The sequence below is a fragment of the Brucella sp. NBRC 14130 genome (genome assembly GCF_040371715.1).
Lineage (GTDB): Bacteria > Pseudomonadota > Alphaproteobacteria > Rhizobiales > Rhizobiaceae > Brucella > Brucella intermedia.
Window position 1 is genome coordinate 322,495 of the sequence record NZ_BAABTE010000001.1, and the last position, 17,097, is coordinate 339,591.

The following is a 17,097-nucleotide window of genomic DNA, read 5'->3' on the forward strand; positions in this document are numbered from 1 at the left end:
CGGTATGGGCCGCTGCTCAATCCGCCTTCAATGTCACACCTTCGGGATCGAGCAACCGATGCAGGTGCACGATGAAGTAGCGCATGTGGGCATTATCTACCGTTTGCTGGGCCTTGGACTTCCACGCGGTCTTGGCCGATTCGTAATCCGGGTAGATGCCAACGATATCGAGGTTTTCAAGATCACGGAATTCAACGGTACCGAGCTTTTTCAGCTCGCCGCCAAACACCAGATGAAGAAGCTGCTTTTTGTCGCCTTCGACGCTCATGACAATTATCCCTGAACAAATTTGGTTCGCGGCATGATTAACCCAAGGGTCAGCCCGCGACAACACTCAACATTTCTTGCAGAAGGTTCCCGCTGGCGGCAACGAGAGCGCCATGGCTCCGCGTTGGTCCACCATATGCGATCGGCAAGGCATCGCTTGTCAGGATTGCCCCGCCCGACTCACCGAGGATCAGATCAGCTGCTGCCAGATCCCAATCATGCGAATTGGGCCGAATGAAGGTGCCAGCTATATCTCCACGCGCCACCATTGCAATTCGGTAAGCAAGAGACGGAACATAGGGATGAACCTTTGCGCGGCCTCGCCAGCTTTCCGGAAGTGCCGTCACCATGTTGCGCGCAGATGCTATTGTCACCTGTTCATCGGGCGATGGTAATCTGACACGAATGGCAGCGCCGTTCTGCGAAGCGCCGACACCTTTTCCCGCCACGATGAGTTCCGCTCGCGCCGGACATTCCAGCACACCCGCCAAAGGACGACCATTTTCGATGACGGCAATGCTCACACACCATTGATCCTGTCCGGCGATATAGGCACGCGTGCCGTCGATTGGATCGACCACAAAGGCACGGCTGCGTTTGGCCGCCGCCCGATCATCGACAGTTTCTTCCGATATCCAGCCATAATCCGGCCGCGCGTTCAAAAGAACCTCTTTCAAATAGCGGTCAACGGCAAGATCCGCTTCACTCACCGGCGACACGCCATCCTTCAGCCAAACCTCCGGCGACCTGCCAAAGTAGCGCATCGCGATGCGGCCTGCTTCGCGGGCCGCATCTCTTAACAGGGCCAGTTCTCCAGAAACGTCGTTGTGCTTGTCAATTTCCGGCAAGGGTCATGCCTTCGATTACGAGTGTCGGCGCCGCCATTCCAAAGTTCCTGTCAATATCGGACGCAGGCGTCATATTGAGGAACATATCCTTGAGGTTCGAAGCAATCGTCACTTCGCTTACAGGATAGGCAAGTTCCCCATTCTCGATCCAGAAGCCCGACGCGCCACGGCTGTACTGGCCGGTAATCATGTCCACGCCCTGCCCGAACACTTCCGTCACGTAAAAGCCTGTGCCGACGGAACGAATTAACTCTTCCGGCGATTGCGAACCGGGCTCTATCGCAAAATTGGTGGATGCTGGCGAAACACCAGAGCCGGAACGAACGCCCCGGCCATTGCCTTGCAGTCCAAGTTCACGGGCGCTCGATCCTGAAAGCAGCCAATAATTGAGAACGCCGTCCTCGACCATCATCAACGGCTGTCCTTCAAACCCCTCACCGTCGAACGGACGCGAGGAAGAGCCGCGCACACGCAGCGGATTATCGGTAACATTTATACCGGACTTGAGAACCTGTTTGCCGAGACTGTCACGAAGAAAACTGGTCTTGCGCGCTACCGAAGCGCCGTTGATGGCGCTGGCAAGATGCCCGGCAATACCACGGGCAAGCCGGGGATCATAAACGACTGTGACGGGACCGGTTTTTGCCTGACGCGCACCCAGTCTCCGCACAGCGCGTTCTCCCGCGCGGCGGCCTATTTCGCTAGGTGTATCCAGATCGGAAAAATGCAGCCGCGAACTGAAATCGTAATCGCGCTCCATTTTCGTGCCCTCGCCAGCAATGGCAGAGACCGACCGGCCAAATCGTGTAGCCGCATAGTGCCCCGAAAAACCTGTTGATGTGACGAGCACCAGGCCACCCAGACTGCGCGAAGCGCCAGCCCCGCCCGAATTCGACACGCCTTTAACCGCAAGCGCCGCCTCTTCCGTCGCAAGGGCATCCTGAGTCAAACGTTCGGTATCGATTTCCGTTGAATCGAAGAGATCAAGATCGCGAGGCGAGACCACGAGCAGCGAGGGATCGGCGAGTTGCTCATAAGGGTCTTCCGGTGCAACACGCGCCATGGCTACAGCCCGCTCAGCGAGCCGGTCAGGGTCGGCACTCGCATTCGCGGAAACACTGGCAATGCGGCGACCTACAAAAACCCGCAAGGAGAAGTCATCGCTCTCCGACGATTCGGTTCCCTCAACCTTGCCAAGTCTCACCGACACGCTGACAGAACGCGCCCGCATCACGACTGCGTCAGCGTGATCGGCACCTGCCCGCCTAGCAGCGGCCACGAGCACGGCGGCTCGATCGACAAGTTTTTCCGCCGAATTATCTGAAATCATTATATAATCCGAGTTTCCCAAGCGCTTCGCGGTTCGACCACGCACCATAGTCTGCGGCATGATCGAAACCGGGACTTGTCAAAAAATATCGTCAAATTGTTCGACATCGGGCTGATTACAGCCATATCTTGTTTCTATATTGACGAAATCCAAGGGCTTCAAGGCAAGTCCTCCCACATTTCTCCAAATTCCAAGAGCTTGGCATGGTTGCGACTGGCGGAAACCTCTACCTACAGTGCCTGATGATTCTGGGCGGCGCGATTATCGCGGCACCGCTGTTCAAGCGATTAGGGCTTGGCACGGTCCTCGGCTATCTTGCGGCAGGCATTACGATAGGCCCCGTGGCAAGCCTTGTCGCCGATGGAGAGGAATTTCTGCATTTCTCCGAACTCGGCGTCGTGTTCCTGCTCTTTATCATCGGTCTCGAGCTGAAGCCGTCAAGGCTTTGGGCTCTCCGCCATTCGATTTTCGGCCTTGGAAGCGCGCAGGTACTGCTTTGCGGAGCCGCACTTACTGCCCTTGGCATCTACTTTGCCGGTCTCAGCACAGAAGCAGGAATCATCATCGGTTTCGGCCTCGCGCTCTCTTCCACGGCATTTGCCATGCAGGTGCTGGAGGACCGGGCTGAAACCAACCAGAAACACGGGCAGCGCGCCTTTGCGATTCTGCTGTTTCAGGACCTGGCGATCGTACCAATTCTTGCAATCATTCCAGCGTTATCCCCGAACGAGCCTTCCCAGGCCAGTGCTGGTTTTCATCTCGCCACTGCCATCGCAGCCATTGCAGCGCTGGTGATTGCGGGACGCTATCTCATCAATCCCATGTTCCGCATCATCGCCAATACCGGCGCTCGTGAAGTCATGATCGCCGCCGCGCTCTTTGTGGTGCTTGGGTCGGCCAGTCTGCTTCAGGCTGCTGGCCTTTCGATGGCCATGGGCGCATTCATTGCAGGGGTCTTGCTGGCGGAATCATCCTACCGGCACGAACTTGAAGCCGACATCGAACCATTTCGCGGAATTTTCCTTGGCTTGTTCTTTGTCGCAGTCGGCCTGTCCCTGAACCTTTCGGTAATCCTTCAATACTGGAAAATAATCCTTCTTGCTGTTCCCGTCTTCATGGCAGCCAAGATTGGGATCATTTACCTTCTATGCCGCGCCTTCCGGTCCAGCCATAATGATGCCGTGCGGATCGCTTTTCTTCTTCCGCAAGGCGGCGAGTTTGCGTTCGTACTTTTCTCTGCGGCCACTGCGGGAGGCATAATCTCCAGCGCTCTCGGTTCAGAGCTTGTGGCCGCGGTTACCGTTTCCATGGCACTCACCCCGCTTTCTGTCGCACTCGGCTCGAAACTGCTCATCAAGGACAAGACGGTCGATGTCATCGAGGAGAATTTTGACGGCGCCGGTTCCGACGTGCTGATGATCGGTTTCTCGCGTTATGGCCAGATCGCCGCTCAAATCCTGCTTGCTGGCGGTATCGACGTAACGGTGATCGACAGTTCTCCCAATCGCGTCCGCGCAGCCGGAAAATTCGGTTTCCGTATCTATTTCGGCGATGGCACCCGCAAAGACGTGCTGGAAGCATCAGGAATCCGAAAGGCGAAGATCGTCGCCGTCTGTACCCACAAACGGGAAACGACCAACCACATCGTCAATCTCATCCAGTCGGAATATCCAGACGTAAGGCTGTTCGTTCGTTCATATGATCGCGAACATACATTGCAATTAAGGGCCCAGGGCGTGGAATACGAACTGCGCGAAACGTTCGAGTCCGGTCTGCTTTTCGGTCAGCGCACGCTCGAAGGGCTCGGCATGGCCGAAGCGCAAGCCTATGGAATTCGCGAAGACGTGCGTCAGCGGGACGAGGACCGGCTCCACGTACAGGCTTCGGAAGGCATCATGGCTGGTCGACATTTGTTGTTCAATAAGCCTGTAACGCCTGAGCCGCTGGTCAAACCCACTCGCGAAGGCCAGCGTATCGACAAGGCGGTGGAAGATGCAACGGCCTCGTCAGCACAGGCCGTCCCGGCAGAATAGCTCTGCGCTACGGCGGCGATAGACTCAATTCGCCAGAGTTGAGCCTATCGGCGCCGCTTTCCCCTCGATCGTCAGTTCTATGGCGCGCTTCAGTTCGTCGCGAACACTGGCACTTTGCGACAGGATCTGTTCGAACTTCAGGAAATCCAGAAGCCCGATCCGTTCGACATTGGGACGGATAAAAATGTGCGGCGGACGGATGCGAAACTTGTTCTCGATGATGGAGCACATAGTCAATTGGTTGGCGCCGATCACTGCTTCGAACGTAGTGGGCATATAATCGTCCGGGCCAACAGGCGTGCCGACAACGTCGATACCGATAACGATATCGGCCTTGTCGAATAACAAATCAAAAGGCACGGGATTGAACAAGCCGCCATCGACCAGAATTCGACCTTCCCGGCGCACGGGTGCGAAAACCGGCGGTATTGCACAAGATGCCGCTATCGCTGAATGCAGATCGCCATCGCGGATATGAATCTCCTGAGCGGCGTGAAAATCCGCCGCCGTGATGCTCATGGGAATTTTCAGCTCTTCCACATTGGCGGGCAGGCTCTCAGGCAGAAAAACGTCCAGCACCTTTTCGATATTGAACTGGCTGACACGCAGGCCGCCCTTGAGCAATTCGACCCAACGGGCCGGACGGGTTTGCCACATGCGCTTTGCGACTTCCGAACGGCGATTGAAAATCGCCGCCATATATTTGTGTATCTCGTGGCCGGTCATGCCACTCGCCATTCCTGCCCCGACGATCGAGCCTATCGAAGAACCCGCAATGGCGACCGGCTTGATGCCCAGTTCATCGAGCACTTCGACGATATGGAGATGAGCAATACCCCGCGCCCCGCCACCGCCGAAAGCGACGGCAATTCGGGGCGATGACGGCACTGCCTTTTCCAATCTGCCACCTGTTAGCTTTGGGCCGGACCGAAGATCAGAATAGCTGGTTCTGCTTCAAGAAGTTTCCTGGCGATGGCTTTGACCTGATCCAGCGTCACTGCCTCAATCAACTCTGAGCGCCGGTCGATATAATCACGCGGGAGCCCTGCTTCCTGCAAGCTTACCAGAGTTTCAGCAATTGCCGCGGACGAGTCCAGATTATTAACGGCATAGGACCCCTTGAGGAAGCTCTTCGCAGCAGCAAGTTCTTCTTCGGTCGGTCCATCGGCGGCCATCGCGGCAACTTGCTCGCGAATGATTTTCAGAGATTCCTGCGCCTTGTCGGGACGGGTTGCCGTCGAAATCATCAATGCCGAAACATGGTCGCGCAGAACCATGGACGAGGAGACAGAATAGGCAAGACCACGCTTTTCACGCACCTCGGCATAGAGACGCGAAGTGAAGCCACCACCCAGAATGTGATTCATGAGGTAGGCCGCGAAAAACTCCGGATCCTTGCGCGGAATCGCAGGATATACAAAGCTGATCGAGGTCTGTGGCATATCGAAATTGAGGCTGGTCGTTGTACCGAGCGCCAGTTTGGCATCAGGAACGGGAACCAGTTCAGCCATCGCTGGCAGTTCGCCGAACACCTTGTCCAGCAACGCACCCAGATCCTGCGCATTGATGGCTCCCACGACGCCTATCGTCAGGTGGTCACGCGCAAAATTCCTGCGATGAAAGTTCACCAGATCGTCACCCGTGATCAACTGCAACGACTTCACCGTGCCGTCATTGGGCCGCGCATAAGGATGATTGCCGTAGAGAACTTCGGAAAACTTGCGCGATGCTATCGTTGAAGGATCGCGTTGCGAAGCTTCGATACTGGCAACGACCTGCTGACGAATGCGATCAACCGCGTCCTGATCGAAACGAGGCTTGTTGACGGCGAGAGCGAGTAGGCTGGTTACCGCATCGCGATTTTCGGCAAGCATCCGAATGCCGCCAGAAACCGAATCCTGCGTTGCGGAAAAGCTCATTTCCGCGCCAAGATTATCCATCCGTTCCTGAAAGGCATCCGATTTCAGATCGCCTGCGCCTTCATCGAAAAGCCCCGTCATCAGATTGGCTAAACCTTCCTTGCCGGAAGGGTCCTGCGACGTGCCGCCCTTGAACGAAAACCGCATTGAAATGAGCGGAACCGAGTCATCCTCTACCAGCCAGGCTCTAATGCCCTTTGGCGAGACGACCTCCTGAATTTCAATCGCGCGCGCGGGCAATGCGCACACGATCAAGACTGTCATTGATGCCACGAACATGCCAACCACAGAGCGGGCATAGCGAAATGCGAGAACACGTTGGAATTTCAGCATAAGAATGTTCTTCACTGGATCGCTCCTCCCGAACCATTGGCCCCGACGCCTTCAGGTGATGCATCCGGGTTTTCCCGAGCACTTTGCGGCTCTGCATTCGGTGGAAGCAGGTAGCTTGTTACCGATTGGTCCTCGACAAGGTAACGTGTCGCAACATCTTTAACCTGGTCGACGGTAACGCGCTTGATGACTTCTGGCCACTTCTGGATATCGTCGACCGTTTGTCCAACGGACAGTGACGAACCATAAATTCGCGCCATGCCTGTCTGGCTATCGCGTGCAAAAATAACCGCTTTGAGGAAACGGTTACGAGCCTGATCAAGCTCGGTCTGGCTCACACCTTCCTTGATGATCCGTGCGACTTCGGCTTCGACGGCCTTTTCCACGTCACCCAGCGTGGCCCCATTGCGTGGTGCGCCATAAACGGAGAACGTGCCGTCATCGAGCGCGTCACCGCCATAGCTCGCACCTGTATTGGCGGCGATGCCCTGCCTCACTATCAGTTCCTGATAAAGGCGTGAACGCAACGAACCGCCGAGAATTTCGCTCAGGAGATCAAGCGCGGGCGCATCCCCCGGCTTTGCATTCGGAAACCGCTTTTCATTCGCATAAGACGGCACCAGCCAGGATACACGAAATGAAGGCGTGCTCACGCGCTCATCATGCAGCGTCACTATTCGGGCGGCATGTTTCTTGGGCTCCTGTGGACGTTCGCGCGGTAGGACTTCAGCGCGTTTCGGAACGTTTGCCCAGGTTTTCAGGGTCAGTTCGCGCACGCGTTCCGGCGAAACGTCTCCGGCGATCACGAGCGTCGCGTTGTTCGGTGTGTAATATTGCTGATAAAAGTCGATAGCGTTCTTCAGGCTCAGCTTTTCCATCTCCTGCTGCCAGCCGATGACGGGCTTGCGATAAGGATGGTTATAGAAAAGAACAGCATCGGTATTTTCCATCAGCATGGAAGCGGGATTGGAATCGACCCGCATGCGACGCTCTTCCAGAATAACATCCCGTTCCGTTTTCACGGCTTCTTCGTTGAGTACCAGATTCTCCATCCGGTCCGACTCGAACTGCATCACCATTTCCAGAGCTTCAGGAGATACGCGCTGGAAATAGGCCGTATAATCGTAAGAAGTGAATGCGTTTTCCTGCCCGCCAATGGAGGCAACTTTTGCTGAAAACTCACCGGCGGGGTGATTTTTCGTTCCCTTGAACATCAGATGTTCGAGGAAATGCGCAATGCCTGAAACACCGGGCGCTTCGTCCGCCGATCCGACATGGTACCAGATCATCTGTGTAACCACGGGCGCGCGATGATCGGGAATGACGATTACTTCCAAGCCATTCGGCAAAGTGAAATGGCTGACCCCGTCCGACTGGGAAATTTCGGGAAGTGCTGTCTGCTCAGCGGCTGCCGGTGCTGCCGGCGCGGGCTGTGCTTCAGCAGTGGCGGCAGCGGGTTGGCTTTCTGCCCGCACGGCACCGCCTGCCAAAGGCAAAGCCAGTACGAAACCCAACGCGGTGGACAATAGCAAGCGCCGGAGTGAGGGGTTCTTCACCAAGCGACATCTCCAATCGGTTTCATTACTGCCCGGTTCTTCCGGACAGCATATCAATTTGATGCGGACCATATTTGTCCGCGAATTCAAGCGGCGACTTTCAGCCGGATCAGCCGAATGCTCGTGCCCCCGTAGTTGCGCTCTTCCAGGATGACGAATCGTTCATCAAGCTCAAGTGCCGCCTCGCCATCTTCTTCAAGCACCAAAAGTGCGTCAGGATTAAGCCAACCGCCTTGAAGTGCTGACAAAAACGCCTTTTCTCCCATGCGCCGTCCATAAGGCGGATCGGCAAAAACGAGATTGAAGGGCTCCATCGTGCCAACGATACCCAACTGGCAGGCGTCGCGCCGCAATATCTTGGTATGTCCCTGCAGACCGAAGGCCTCGATATTCTGGCGCAGCAAACCACGGCCCTCAGCAGATTCTTCCACAAAGGTCGCATAGCGCGCACCACGCGACAAAGCCTCCAGGCCAAGCGCGCCAGTCCCTGCAAACAGGTCGAGGACGCGTGCGCCCTCCACCTTGTCGGGGAAATTATGCGCAAGAATGTTGAAGAGGCTCTCGCGCGTACGGTCGGTGGTGGGGCGAATGGCGTTGGTTGAAGGCGTTACAAGTGCACGCCCGCGCAGCTTACCGCCGACGATCCGCACCGCCGCCTCCAGTTCTGCCACCACCCGGCTTGCCGCCGCCCGGTTTTCCGCCCGGCCCGCCGCCTGACTTGCCTCCCGGCCCGCTACTACGTGGGCCTGAGCGCGTATCACGGTCGGAAGCGCTAAAACGTCCTTCCCCCCGCGGCGCGCCCGGCTTACCAGACTTGCGGCCTTCGAAACCGCCCTTGCCGCGTTCACCTACGCGGCCTTCTGCATCGCGCAATTCTGCACGCTCGCGTTTTCCGGGGCGGCGTTCCTTGCGTCCATCCTCACGCGGCTCGCGACGCTCTGGACGCCCCTCTTCCGAACGATTTCCTTCCGGGCGCGGCCGCTGTGGACGGGAATCCTTGTCGAAACGACCTTCCGGGCGCTTGTTGTAACGACGCTCACCGCCTTCTTCGCGACCCTGCTCCTCTTCGCCAGCCCGGCGTGGGCGCATCTGCAGATCGCCACTGAACTTTGCGGAACGGTGCGGAACCTGATGTTCGACGCGGGGCGGCTTTGCGGCAGCCTTTTCTCCCTTGGGGCGAGCGCCCGGAGCCATCCAGACATTGGCATTCCCGCGACGGCGAGGCTCGACCTTTTCCGTCTTGTCTTCGCGTCCGCGACGGCGTTCGGGGCGGCTGGAAATCCACTCACGCTCCCGCGGTGCCCGACGGGTCTCGCCGTCCTGCTCCGGCTGACCTTCCTCCATCTCGCGGCGAGTGCGTCCCTGAACCGCGGCATTGGAAAATTCGTTCAGGACAGGCGCATCAAAATCTGCTCCCGATTCCTCAATCAGCTTGTCACCCAACTGGTCTCGCAGGGTGCGTCCCTTGATTTCGCGGACAGCACCTTCTTCAAGATCGCCAAGCTGGAACGGACCGAATGAAACACGGATAAGTCGTCCGACCGTCAGCCCAAGGGCACCCAGAATGTTCTTCACTTCACGGTTCTTGCCTTCGCGCAACCCGATGGAGATCCAGACATTCGCGCCCTGCACGCGCTCAAGTTCGGCCTCTACGCTGCCGTAGAATACGCCATCAACCGCGATCCCGTTCTTCAGCTCATCCAACTGCTGTTGCGTCACCTTGCCGTGCGCGCGCACGCGATAGCGGCGCAGCCAGCCCGTGGATGGCAATTCGAGAACACGCGACAACCCACCATCATTGGTGAGCAGCAGGAGACCTTCGGTATTGATATCGAGACGACCAACCGAAAGTACGCGCGGCATTTCGGCAGGCAGCGCCTCGAACACGGTTGGACGCCCTTCAGGGTCACGATTGGTCGTCACAAGGCCAGCCGGCTTGTGATACAGCCAAAGGCGAGTGCGCTCTGTCTGCTTCAAAGGTTTGCCGTCAACCGTGATAATGTCCGTGCGCTTGACATTGACTGCCGGGCTTTCGAGCACCTTGCCATTCACAGCAATACGGCCGGCTGCAATCATCGTCTCCGCTTCGCGGCGGGAGGCTATGCCAGCGCGCGCCATACGCTTGGCTATACGCTCGCTCGCATCCTCCTGCGCTTCGGCATTGCGAGGTCCGAATTTACGCGGCTTGTCACGGGCACCGTCGTCGCGGCGCGGACGGCTGTCGCGGTCTTTGTCACGATCTGGCCGGCCCGGGCGATCACAGCGCCCTCCACGGCCATGGGGACGCTTGCCGTCCTTGTTGTCGTCATCTGTAGTCATCTGGTATTGGCCTTTCAGCAGCGCTGCCGTGTCATCTTACACCCTTAAGCACAGGTAAGAGACAGCCGGAAACAGGAACGCCGTATAAATCCGTTCGCAAATCGGTTTCGATTTCGAGAATTATGCAGTAACAAATCGCTCCATGGCTTGCGAGCGAAATTTCCCAAAGAACGCACGAAATGGAGCAGGCATGAGCAAGGGGGTCGAGGTCCTGAACCAGAATGATACCACTCCCATGGAGATCGCGCTCGAAGAAGCGCGAGCTGCAGGCGCACGTGGAGAAGTCCCCATCGGTGCAGTCATCGTCCATCAAGGCACGATCATCGCGCGGGCGGGCAACCGGACACGCGAACTCAATGACGTGACCGCTCACGCCGAAGTGCTGGCCATCCGCGAGGCCGGAGAGACCCTGCAATCGGAACGTCTGGTTGGTTGCGACCTTTATGTAACGCTGGAGCCGTGTGCGATGTGCGCAGCCGCCATTTCATTCGCCCGCATCCGTCGCCTCTATTATGGCGCAACTGATCCCAAAGGAGGCGGCGTCGAACATGGGCCGCGCTTTTACACGCAGCCCACCTGCCATCATGTGCCGGAGATTTATGCCGGTTTCTCCGAAGGAGATTCGCAGAAAATCCTGCGGGAATTCTTCCGCGACAGACGATAGCTTCAGTTCAGAGCCTTTCTTCCGGTCATATAGCGCAACGTATCGTCACGCAGTGCAAAATGATGGATAAAGGCCATCACAACATGCCCGACGATTACGGCGAGCAAAACCCAACCCAGCAAACCGTGCAATGCGCTCCCCGGTGCAGTCAACGCGGCGTTCTGCACGCCCGTTTGTTCGAAAATCTGGATACCGAGGAAGGAAAACCCGCGCCCGCTGCCATATGTACGCAGCAAGGCCAGTGCGGGGACTACAAACATAAGCCCGTAAATAACGATATGCCCAAGCGCTGCCAATTTGCCCACATGGCCTGACTTGTGCGGGCGGCGGCTCAGGTTCAGCAGCCCCCACGCCCCGCGCAATAACACCAGCACGAGAAGGGCAAAGCCAAGCTGATAGTGCGCCGACCAGAAGATGCTATAGATTGCTGTGTCTTTAGCCGCGACCCGCAGCAATGCAGACGCAAACTGCCAAATAAACAGGAGAGCCATCAACCAATGCAGGGCTCGACTGATAAGGCCATATCCCGAGGGCCTATCCCATATAGTGTTTGTATTGTTCATCAGATCATACCTTCCATCCCGAGTTGGCATGATGACGAACTGCACCAAAGAAATCTTTGATTGAAATCAAATATTCGTCAGATTCCAAAACATTAAAAATATTTAATCTTTTGCTTCAATTATGGGATTTATGCGCTCAACCTCGCCCAATCAAGTATATGGTATAATAAAAAATAGGTCGCAGTAAATTTCCTTCACTGCGACCTATTGTTAAGAATAATAAATTCAGGCGACATTAGTTCCAAGGCAGGTAATCGCGCCAGCCCTTGGACTTACCAGAGGCCTTCTTGCGTTCACGCTCTTTCTGCGCCTCGTCTGTTCCCAACTCGCCAACTGCAGCGGTGGAGGCAGGCTGACGATAGGTAAGTGGCGGCTCGCTCAAATAACGGCGCGTCGAGGAAGATCCCTGAACCTGCTGCTGACGCATTGCCTTATAGGCTGCGACCTTTGCCGGATCGAACGTTGGCGTGCGGGATTCATAGTCTTCGCGGCGGCTGTTACCGCGCGGCAACGCTGCCTGAATATTGGACGCGACGGGCACATCCTGAACGACCGGCGACACGAAATTCGGATCGTCACGGTTCGCGGTAATCTCGTCGCGCAGGCGCTTGCGGCGCTGCTCGGGCGATTCCGGCCAATTTGGATCGTTAGCGCTGGCAACACTCTGCTGCGGAGCAGGCAACTGGCCTTTTTCGCCCGGTGCCGGACGGACAAGATCGGGACGCGGCTTGTAGTCAATCCGCTCTTTCTTGTTCTTACCCTGTCCGAAACTTGCTAAATTCGACACATCGTCCAGGAGCTGTGCTCCCGCCGTTTTGTCGGTTCCGTAGGTTGGCGAAGAAACGCAGCCGGATAGCGAAACTCCCGCTATCGCTGTCATAAGCACCAGAACTCGTCCTTCAATCTTCATTAGCGCCACTTCTTTTACGCTTGCCGATTTTATCTTCACCAAGATTTGCTCAGGCGAGCCTTGAATGAAGAAACCGGCAACTCCAAGGCAGATCTTGAAATTATCCGAGGAATGCCTTGTACATGAGTGCAACTCATGCGGCAATCCGATGTTAACCGCTATTTCACCATGTCCGAAGCGGAGATTGCAACCCCATTTCCCCTCCCGAAGCTCCCGGCATATGAACTGCCGAGAGCAAGATCGTCAGAATTCGATCAAACTTCGAGCTTGCCCAAAGACTTGAGTTCGCGAAGTGCAACAGCATCACGCGCCGACACTTCCGGAAACTCGGGATCTGAGCCAACATCCGTCGTATACCGCCATGAGCGGGCACACTTTTCGCCCTCTGCACGTGCGGGCACGACAGCCACGCCTTTCACATCGCCAAGCGTGAATGCTCCTTCGGGCGCATCGGCGTCACTGAACGAAATGCCGCTGGTGATGCAGATTTCCGCAAAATCTAGACCTTCGAGCGAATCGGTCAGGCTCTTGTCGGAAACATAGACGACCGGAGAAGCTTCCAGCGACGAACCGATGCGCTTGTCGGCGCGTTCCAGTTCCAGTGCGCCGGTTACTACGCGGCGAACAGCACGAACCTTGCGCCACTTTTCGGCCAGCACATCATCCCGCCATTCGGCTGGCGTCGGGCGGAACTGCTCGGCATGAATCGAAACCGAAAGCGGATATCGGTCAAGCCAGGCTTCCTCCATGGTGAAAGGCAGCATTGGAGCGAGCCAGGTCGTCAGGCGATCAAAGATTTCACGCACGGTCTGCAGCGCCGCCTTGCGGCGAACACTCGACGGCGCATCGCAATAAAGGGCGTCCTTGCGGATATCAAAATAGAACGCCGAAAGCTCGACATTCATGAAATCGATCAGCGTGCGGGCAATGCGCTTGAAATCGAATGCGTCATAGCCGGAGCGGACGATCTCATCCAGTTCCGTCAGACGGTGCAGCATCAGGCGTTCGAGTTCCGGCAGTTCCGCATGAGCGACGTTTTCGCCTTCATCATGAGCAAGCGTGCCCAACATCCAGCGGATCGTGTTGCGCAGCTTGCGATAGGCGTCGATATTGGTCTGGATGATGCTCTTGCCGAGGCGCTGATCTTCCCAGTAATCGGTCGTCATAACCCACAGACGCAGAATATCCGCCCCGGATTCCTTGATGACGTCCTGCGGCGTGACCGTATTGCCGAGCGACTTCGACATCTTCTTGCCGTGCTCGTCCATGGTGAAACCATGAGTCACGACGGCGTTATATGGCGCCCGGCCGCGCGTGCCGCAGCTTTCCAGAAGCGAAGAATGGAACCAGCCACGATGCTGGTCCGAGCCTTCCAGATAGACGTCAGCCGGCCATTTCATGTCCGGACGATCTTCCAGCGTGAAAGTATGCGTCGAACCAGAATCGAACCAGACGTCCAGGATATCGCGTACCTGCGTCCAGCCTTCATTGGCGCGGCTGCCGAGGAACCGCTCGCGCGCACCTTCGGCAAACCACGCATCGGCGCCTTCTGCCTCGAACGCTTCAAGGATGCGCTTGTTGACGGCATCATCCTGAAGGATGTTGCCTTCCTCATCCACGAAAACGCAGATCGGCACGCCCCACGCCCGCTGGCGCGAAAGTACCCAGTCCGGCCGGCCTTCGATCATCGAGCGCAGACGCGTCTGACCAGACGCTGGCACAAAACGAGTGTCGTCAATGGCTTTCAGCGCGCGTGAGCGCAAGGTTGTGCCGTCACCAAGGTTCTTGTCCATATAGACGAACCACTGCGGCGTATTGCGGAAGATGACCTGCTTTTTGGAACGCCACGAATGCGGATAGGAATGCTTCAGGCGACCGCGCGCGAAGAGCTTGTCGCGGGCGATCAACTGATCCATGACGGACTTGTTGGCATCGCCCTTCTTGCCGTTGTCATCGATAACACGCGCAGGTCCACCTTCGCGGTCCGGGCCGAATCCGGGCGCGTCCTTGGTATAGAAGCCGGCATCGTCAACGGGGAACGGGATGCTTGGATCGATGCCCCGCGCTTCCAGTTCGCGGGCATTGTTCATCCAGGCTTCAAAGTCTTCGCGACCGTGGCTTGGCGCGGTATGCACAAAGCCCGTACCGGCATCGTCGGTCACATGATCACCGTCGAGCATCGGTACAACGAATTCATAACCGCCGCCAAACCCCTTGAGCGGGTGATCGAGTACGACTTTGCCCAATTCGTCAGCCGCAATACCGCGCAGGCGCTTGAACTGAAGCTTTGCCTTCGCGAAGCTTTCTTCGGCGAGCTTGTCAGCGAAGATGAGCTTCTCCCCCGGGCGCGGCCCAAAGTCGTTCTCGGCTTCCGTGACTTCATAAAGTCCATATTCGATACGCGAGGAGTAGGACACAGCGCGGTTGCCGGGAATGGTCCACGGCGTGGTCGTCCAGATCACTACTGCGCTACCGGCAAGATCGTTCTGGCCAGCGACAGGGAACTTGACCCAGATCATGTCGGACTCGACGTCGTGATATTCGACTTCGGCTTCCGCCAGCGCGGTGCGTTCCACAACCGACCACATCACCGGTTTGGAGCCGCGATAAAGCTGACCGGATGCAGCGAACTTCAGGAGTTCCCCGGCGATCCGCGATTCAGCGTGGAAATTCATCGTCGTGTATGGATTTTCAAAGTCGCCGAGAATTGCAAGGCGTTTGAATTCTTCCGTCTGAACCTTGATCCAGCCGGCAGCAAAATCCCGACATTCCCTGCGGAATTCGTTGATCGGCACTTCATCCTTGTTCTTGCCTTCGGCGCGATATTTCTCCTCGATCTTCCATTCGATAGGCAGGCCGTGGCAATCCCAGCCCGGAACGTAGTTCGAATTGTATCCGCGCATCTGGAAGGAGCGCGTGATGACATCCTTGAGGATCTTGTTCAGCGCATGGCCGATATGGATATTACCGTTGGCGTAAGGCGGGCCATCGTGAAGCACATAAAGCGGACGGTCCTTCGCCTGCTCACGCAACTTCTTATAGAGGTTCATGTTCTCCCATCGCTCGACGAAAAGCGGCTCGCGCTGCGGAAGCCCGGCGCGCATGGGAAATTCGGTCTGCGGAAGATAAAGGGTTTTGGAATAATCGATTTTGGTCGTCTCAGTCATGAGGGTATTCGCCTGTGAAGCCCTGGCCAAAGATGGCGGGCATGTGGATCAAAGAAAACAGGGGACTGTAGAGCACAGCCGGTCGCTCCCGGACCTCCGCGCCGTATATTGCCTGGCAAAACAGCCGTTCAGGCAAAGCGGGAGGCCGGGCCAATAATTCGTATGGCCGTCATGATAAGCCGAAAATCCGTCATCATGGGCACGCTTTTAACAATGAGCTTCACAGGAATAAAGAGGTGAAGGGGCAAAGACGCAATAAAACTGCATCCCTGCCCCGGAAAATGTTTACATTGATGCGGCTCAAATCAGTCCAGCGAGAAATCGAAACGATAAGTTGCCGAGACACCGACCATGAACTGATCTCGCGAGCCGCGTTCCTTGACGATGCTCGAGTCCTTCGCGGGCCCTTGCAGACGGCTATATTCGCCAAACAGGCTGGTATCGATCTTGTCGGTTGCCTTCCACGTGATGGCACCGCCGACACCAGCGGACTTGAAGCCGCTACCCGGATTATATTCTGAAAGTCCCGACGCTGCCGCTTCCTCGGCATCCACGCCGTAATAAGTCTTGAAATAATCCTTGGACGCGAAGGTCGCACGTGGACCGCCCGACACACGAACGGTCGGCGTAACGTCATAGAACGCATCGGCAGCGATATCGCCTACGACGCCCTTATGCGCACGAATACCTTGACGCACTTCGCCGCGCACGCGCAGCCAATCGGTTGGATAAACGTCAACAAACGCGCCCGCCTCACCGCCAAACTTTGTGTCTTTCAGGCCATGGATATCGTCATCGCGTTCGAAGAGAAGCTTGCCTGCAAGCCCCACGCGGAAACGATCATTGTCGATCAAGGCGAAGGATACGTTGTCATTTCGTGACGAGAAACGCGTCGCTTCTCCCTGTCGACCCAGCGAGATCAACGGCTGTGCGGAAAAGCGATATTTGTTGGAACCCTCGAACTTTGGAGCAACGAGACCAGCCGCACCGACCTTGAGATACCAGTCACCGGACCAAAAATGCTTGCGGGCTGGCTGCGCGGTTTCCGCAGCATAAATATCGGGCTGCTGCACGTCTGCTGAAAACGCAAACGGGCTGCTCATCAGGAATGCGGCACCTGCAACAAGTGCCCGAGGAACAATACGTGCCACATTAAACTCCAACAAAAAGCGCCCCAGTTAGTTTTGA

The 17,097-nt window shown here is 56.7% G+C and carries 14 protein-coding genes; 2 read left to right on the plus strand and 12 right to left on the minus strand.

Going from position 1 to position 17,097, the window contains the following annotated elements:
- Positions 1-16: 16 nt before the first annotated feature.
- The 3 genes from ABWW28_RS01565 to ABWW28_RS01575 are packed head-to-tail and all read right to left on the minus strand — an operon-like array spanning position 17 to position 2,445.
- On the minus strand, positions 17-268 hold the full coding sequence (locus ABWW28_RS01565; RefSeq protein WP_006472753.1) for a DUF4170 domain-containing protein: 252 nt from the start codon (positions 266-268) through the stop codon (positions 17-19).
- A gap of 49 nt (positions 269-317) precedes the next feature.
- Positions 318-1,115 (minus strand): 3'(2'),5'-bisphosphate nucleotidase CysQ, encoded by a 798-nt coding sequence (locus ABWW28_RS01570; protein ID WP_006468511.1) that lies wholly within the window; start codon positions 1,113-1,115, stop codon positions 318-320.
- Positions 1,102-2,445, minus strand: a complete 1,344-nt coding sequence (locus ABWW28_RS01575) for a TldD/PmbA family protein (RefSeq protein ID WP_006472752.1) — start codon at positions 2,443-2,445, stop codon at positions 1,102-1,104. Before ABWW28_RS01575 ends, ABWW28_RS01570 begins: the two co-directional genes overlap by 14 nt.
- A gap of 203 nt (positions 2,446-2,648) precedes the next feature.
- Here ABWW28_RS01575 and ABWW28_RS01580 point away from each other — a divergent pair, with 203 nt between their 5' ends.
- A complete protein-coding gene (locus tag ABWW28_RS01580) occupies positions 2,649-4,478 on the plus strand; it encodes a monovalent cation:proton antiporter-2 (CPA2) family protein (RefSeq protein WP_025092075.1) in 1,830 nt (609 codons plus the stop codon).
- Positions 4,479-4,502: 24 nt separating this feature from the next.
- On the opposite strand, the gene ABWW28_RS01585 is transcribed toward ABWW28_RS01580, so the two are convergent.
- The 5 genes from ABWW28_RS01585 to ABWW28_RS01605 form a co-directional block, all read right to left on the minus strand.
- A complete protein-coding gene (locus tag ABWW28_RS01585) occupies positions 4,503-5,378 on the minus strand; it encodes a patatin-like phospholipase family protein (RefSeq protein WP_025092076.1) in 876 nt (291 codons plus the stop codon).
- 11 nt (positions 5,379-5,389) lie between these two features.
- Positions 5,390-6,730: a M16 family metallopeptidase gene (locus tag ABWW28_RS01590; protein ID WP_025092077.1), complete on the minus strand. Its 1,341-nt coding sequence runs from the start codon at positions 6,728-6,730 to the stop codon at positions 5,390-5,392.
- Between the two features lie 11 nt (positions 6,731-6,741).
- Entirely contained in the window at positions 6,742-8,286 is a 1,545-nt protein-coding gene (locus ABWW28_RS01595) for a M16 family metallopeptidase (protein WP_025092078.1), read from the minus strand.
- Positions 8,287-8,372: 86 nt separating this feature from the next.
- Positions 8,373-8,936 carry a 16S rRNA (guanine(966)-N(2))-methyltransferase RsmD gene (gene rsmD / locus ABWW28_RS01600; protein WP_353390082.1) on the minus strand — a complete coding sequence of 188 codons (564 nt, stop codon included), beginning with the start codon at positions 8,934-8,936 and terminating at the stop codon, positions 8,373-8,375.
- Complete coding sequence (locus ABWW28_RS01605) at positions 8,917-10,605, minus strand: pseudouridine synthase (RefSeq protein ID WP_006468503.1); 1,689 nt, start codon at positions 10,603-10,605, stop codon at positions 8,917-8,919. Before ABWW28_RS01605 ends, rsmD begins: the two co-directional genes overlap by 20 nt.
- Positions 10,606-10,795: 190 nt before the next feature.
- Between ABWW28_RS01605 and ABWW28_RS01610 the strand changes: the two genes are divergently transcribed.
- On the plus strand, positions 10,796-11,269 hold the full coding sequence (locus ABWW28_RS01610; protein WP_006472514.1) for a nucleoside deaminase: 474 nt from the start codon (positions 10,796-10,798) through the stop codon (positions 11,267-11,269).
- 2 nt (positions 11,270-11,271) lie between these two features.
- On the opposite strand, the gene ABWW28_RS01615 is transcribed toward ABWW28_RS01610, so the two are convergent.
- The 4 genes from ABWW28_RS01615 to ABWW28_RS01630 all read right to left on the minus strand — a co-directional run bounded on the left by ABWW28_RS01615 (position 11,272) and on the right by ABWW28_RS01630 (position 17,075).
- Positions 11,272-11,832 carry a cytochrome b gene (locus ABWW28_RS01615; RefSeq protein ID WP_006472513.1) on the minus strand — a complete coding sequence of 187 codons (561 nt, stop codon included), beginning with the start codon at positions 11,830-11,832 and terminating at the stop codon, positions 11,272-11,274.
- A 235-nt stretch (positions 11,833-12,067) separates the two neighbouring features.
- Positions 12,068-12,742 (minus strand): hypothetical protein, encoded by a 675-nt coding sequence (locus tag ABWW28_RS01620; RefSeq protein ID WP_006472512.1) that lies wholly within the window; start codon positions 12,740-12,742, stop codon positions 12,068-12,070.
- A gap of 254 nt (positions 12,743-12,996) precedes the next feature.
- Positions 12,997-15,909 (minus strand): isoleucine--tRNA ligase, encoded by a 2,913-nt coding sequence (ileS, locus tag ABWW28_RS01625; protein ID WP_021588163.1) that lies wholly within the window; start codon positions 15,907-15,909, stop codon positions 12,997-12,999.
- A 305-nt stretch (positions 15,910-16,214) separates the two neighbouring features.
- On the minus strand, positions 16,215-17,075 hold the full coding sequence (locus ABWW28_RS01630; RefSeq protein WP_006468498.1) for a MipA/OmpV family protein: 861 nt from the start codon (positions 17,073-17,075) through the stop codon (positions 16,215-16,217).
- Between the last annotated feature and the right edge of the window lie 22 nt (positions 17,076-17,097).

What these genes read in the sequence shown, in the direction of transcription:
- ABWW28_RS01565 (WP_006472753.1), bottom strand. Translation starts at nt 268, where the DNA reads ATGAGCGTCGAAGGCGACAAAAAGCAGCTTCTTCATCTGGTGTTTGGC.
- ABWW28_RS01575 (WP_006472752.1), bottom strand. Translation starts at nt 2,445, where the DNA reads ATGATTTCAGATAATTCGGCGGAAAAACTTGTCGATCGAGCCGCCGTG.
- ABWW28_RS01580 (WP_025092075.1), top strand. Translation starts at nt 2,649, where the DNA reads ATGGTTGCGACTGGCGGAAACCTCTACCTACAGTGCCTGATGATTCTG.
- ABWW28_RS01590 (WP_025092077.1), bottom strand. Translation starts at nt 6,730, where the DNA reads ATGCTGAAATTCCAACGTGTTCTCGCATTTCGCTATGCCCGCTCTGTG.
- ABWW28_RS01605 (WP_006468503.1), bottom strand. Translation starts at nt 10,605, where the DNA reads ATGACTACAGATGACGACAACAAGGACGGCAAGCGTCCCCATGGCCGT.
- ABWW28_RS01610 (WP_006472514.1), top strand. Translation starts at nt 10,796, where the DNA reads ATGAGCAAGGGGGTCGAGGTCCTGAACCAGAATGATACCACTCCCATG.
- ABWW28_RS01615 (WP_006472513.1), bottom strand. Translation starts at nt 11,832, where the DNA reads ATGAACAATACAAACACTATATGGGATAGGCCCTCGGGATATGGCCTT.
- ABWW28_RS01620 (WP_006472512.1), bottom strand. Translation starts at nt 12,742, where the DNA reads ATGAAGATTGAAGGACGAGTTCTGGTGCTTATGACAGCGATAGCGGGA.
- ileS (WP_021588163.1), bottom strand. Translation starts at nt 15,909, where the DNA reads ATGACTGAGACGACCAAAATCGATTATTCCAAAACCCTTTATCTTCCG.